The sequence below is a fragment of the Bradyrhizobium sp. P5_C11_2 genome (assembly GCF_054049755.1).
Genome location: NZ_JBFULT010000662.1, coordinates 1 through 3688 on the forward strand (window position 1 = coordinate 1; position 3688 = coordinate 3688).

A 3688-nucleotide genomic window follows, 5' to 3' on the forward strand; every position below is an offset into this window, starting at 1 on the left:
GCTCTCCGCCATCATGCTGGCCGCGGTCGTGGGCCCGGGCATGGTGACCTCGATCGTCGCGATCGGCATTTTCCAGGTCCCGACGCTGACCCGGCTGACGCGCGGCTCGGCCAACGCGATCTGGGCGCGCGAATTCGTGCTGGCTGCGCGCGCCTCGGGGAAGGGCAAGTTTCGCATCACCATCGAGCACGTGCTGCCCAACATCCTGTCGAYCCTGATCGTGCAGGTCACGATCCAGTTCGCGCTCGCCATCCTCGCCGAAGCCGCCTTGTCCTATCTCGGGCTCGGCACGCAGCCGCCGCAACCGTCCTGGGGGCGGATGCTGAACGACGCGCAGAGCATGCTGTTCCAGTCGCCGATGCTCGCGGTCTATCCGGGCGCTGCGATCGCCATCGCGGTGCTCGGCCTCAATCTCCTTGGCGACGGATTGCGCGATCTCCTCGATCCACGACTGGCCCGGGAGCGATGACGATGGCTGAGCGCTCCAATATGCCGCTGATCGAGGTCGACAATCTCGGCGTCCGCCTCAACACCAGCCGGGGACCGGCACAGGCCGTGCGCGGCGTCAGCTTCGCCTTGAAGCGCGGCGAGACGCTGGGGCTCGTCGGCGAATCCGGCTGCGGCAAGTCGGTCACGGCGCTCTCGCTGATGGGGCTGTTGCCGGACAGCGCGGTCGTCACCGGCAGCATCCGGCTCGAGGGCCGCGAGCTCGCCAGGCTGCCGGACGCGGAGTATTGCCGCTTGCGCGGCAACCGCATCAGCATGATCTTCCAGGAGCCGATGACCGCGCTCAATCCGATGCACACGATCGGCCATCAGGTCGCCGAGCCGTTGCGGCGTCACAAGAACTATTCGGCGGCGCAGGCGCGCACGGAGGCGATCGCCTTGCTCGATCGCGTCGGATTGCCCGACCCGGCACGGCGCATCGATGCCTATCCGCACCAGTTCTCCGGCGGTCAGCGCCAGCGCGTCACGATCGCGATGGCGCTTGCCTGCGAGCCCGATTTGTTGATCGCGGACGAGCCGACCACCGCGCTCGACGTCACCATCCAGGGCCAGATCCTCGACCTCATCGCCGATCTCGTCGAGGAGCGGGGCATGTCGATGATCTTGATCTCGCATGATCTCGGCGTCATCGCCGAGAACGTCCAGCGCATGATGGTGATGTATGGCGGCGCCGTCGTCGAGAGCGGCCCGACCGACGAGGTGTTCCGGCGGATGGGACATCCCTACACACAGGGCCTGTTCCGCGCCCGGCCGAAGCTCGGCGCGCGCAAGGGGACGCGGCTGAAGACAATCTCGGGCACCGTGCCGGAGCTCGCGGATCTTCCGGCCGGCTGCACCTTCTCCGAACGATGTCCGCTCGTGATCGATCAGTGCCGTGCCGCACTGCCGCCGATGGTCGACGTCGGTCCCGGTCATGTCGTGCGCTGCGTGCGCACCGATGTCTCCATGGCCGAGAACGTCGGAGCGCTGTCCGCATGAGCACCGCGCCTCTTCTCGACGTGAAGGATCTCGAGCAGCGCTACACGCTGCCGCGGGAAAGCCTGTTCCGTCCGCCCGGGCAGGTGCGCGCGCTCAACGGCGTCAGCGTGCAGGTCCAGGCCGGCAAGAGCCTCGGCATCGTCGGCGAGTCCGGCTCGGGCAAGTCCACCTTCGCGCGGGTGGTGATGGCGCTGGAGCGGCCGGCATCGGGGCAGGTCGCGCTGCTCGGCCGCGACCTCAACCGCCTCCCGGCCGATGAGCTGCGCCGCGCGCGCCGCGATTTCCAGATGGTGTTCCAGGACCCCTACGGCTCGCTCGATCCGCGCCAGACCATCGCCCGCATCGTCGCCGAACCTTTGACCGTGCTGGACGGCGCTGTTCGCACCACGTTCCGGGAACGCGTCGCCGCGGTGCTGCGCCAGGTCGGCTTGCGCGATGCCGACATGGACAAATATCCGCACGAATTTTCCGGCGGCCAGCGCCAGCGCATCGCGATCGCGCGCGCCCTGATCACCCAGCCGAAGCTGATCGTCGCCGACGAGCCGGTCTCGGCGCTCGACGTCTCCGTGCAGGCCCAGGTGCTGAACCTGATGCAGGATCTCCAGGAGCAGTTCGGCCTGAGTTATGTCCTGATCAGCCATGACCTTGCCGTCGTCGACTATCTCTGCGACGAGGTCGCGGTGATGTATCTCGGCCGGATCGTCGAGCAGGGGCGGCCGGAGGACCTGTTCGAGCGCTGCGCCCATCCCTATACGCGCGCGCTGCTGGACGCCGTGCCGCGTGCGCGTGCCGGCGGAGGCCGGCGCCGGCGCGGAGCCCAGGCGATTGCCTCGCAATCGGCGGCCGCGACCGGATGTCCCTACGTCTCGCGTTGCGCGCTCGCCGACCAGCATTGCCGCGAGGCTCCGCCTGCGTTACGCAAGGTGGGCGAGGCGCATCTCGCCGCCTGCCACAAGGCGGAGGCCGTGATGGCGTTGYCCCCGGCGGCCGCGGAGGGTTAGTCTCGCGGACAGGATTGGCGTAGACTGGGACTAGAGAAGGCAGGGGAGYTACGCATGTTCAGGACACTATCCATCGTCGCACTCGTCGCCGCGTTCGCCGCGGCGCCTCTGCCGGTGCTGGCACAAGGCAAGAAGGACAGCGTCGTCATGGCGATGGCGCTGGAGCCGCCGGGGCTCGATCCCACCAACGCGGCCGCCGCGGCGATCGCCGAGGTCACGCTCTACAACATCTATGAGACGCTGACCAAGATCAACGAGGACGGCTCCACCTCGCCCCTGCTGGCCGAGAGCTGGACCGCATCGCCCGATCTGAAAACCTACACCTTCAAGCTGCGCAAGGGCGTCAAATTCCACAATGGCGAGCCGTTCGACTCCGCCGCGGTGAAGTTCTCGTTCGAGCGTAACGGGGTGCCCACCAGCACCAACAAGGACAAGAGCCTGTTCCAGAGCTTCGAGTCCGTTGCCGCGCCCGACGCCGACACGGTCGTGATCACCCTGAAAAATTCCCAGCCGAACCTGCCGTTCCTGATGGGCCAGGCGAGCGCCTCGATCGTCGAGCCGAAGAGCGCTGCCACCAATGTCACGCAGCCGGTCGGGACCGGACCCTACCAGCTCGGCGCCTGGGCCAAGGGCTCCTCGATGACCCTGACCAAATGGGCCGACTACCGCAACGCCGCCGCGATCAAGCTCTCGAAGGTGACGATCCGCTTCATCTCCGATCCGTCCGCGCAGACCGCGGCGCTGCTGTCGGGCGACGTCGACGCGTTTCCGCGCGTCGCGGCCCAGCGCACCATCGCGCAGTTCAAGGCCGATCCGCGCTTCACCGTGCTGGTCGGCGGCTCCCGCGCCAAGACCATCGTCGCCATCAACGAGCGCAAGAAGCCGCTCGATGACGTCCGCGTGCGCCGCGCCATCCTCGCCGCGATCGATCGCAAGGCCATGATCGACGGCGCGGTGGACGGGTTTGGCACGCCGATCGGCAGCTTCTACGTGCCGGGCGCGCTCGGCTACGTCGACACCACCGGCATCAACCCCTACGATCCGGAGAAGGCCAAGAAGCTCCTCGCCGAGGCCGGCGTCACCACGCCGCTCGAGCTGTCGCTGAAGCTGCCGCCGCYGTCCTACGCGCGGCAGGGCGGCGAGATCCTCGCGGCCCAGCTTGCCAAGGTCGGCATCATCGCCAAGATCGAGAACGTCGAATG

Annotated in this window: 4 protein-coding genes; all 4 read left to right on the forward strand. The window is 67.9% G+C overall.

Annotation, left to right across the window (positions count from 1 at the left end; all coding sequences use genetic code 11):
- Nucleotides 1-469, forward strand: a 469-nt coding sequence (locus ACXJL8_RS36355) for an ABC transporter permease (protein ID WP_456686562.1), incomplete at its 5' end; no start/stop codon positions are given.
- A gap of 2 nt (nt 470-471) precedes the next feature.
- Nucleotides 472-1485, forward strand: a complete 1014-nt coding sequence (locus ACXJL8_RS36360; RefSeq protein WP_456617802.1) for an ABC transporter ATP-binding protein — start codon at nt 472-474, stop codon at nt 1483-1485.
- Entirely contained in the window at nt 1482-2486 is a 1005-nt protein-coding gene (locus ACXJL8_RS36365; protein WP_456686563.1) for an ABC transporter ATP-binding protein, read from the forward strand. Before ACXJL8_RS36360 ends, ACXJL8_RS36365 begins: the two co-directional genes overlap by 4 nt.
- A gap of 54 nt (nt 2487-2540) precedes the next feature.
- The coding region (locus ACXJL8_RS36370) for an ABC transporter substrate-binding protein (RefSeq protein ID WP_456686564.1) at nt 2541-3688 on the forward strand (1148 nt) is incomplete at its 3' end.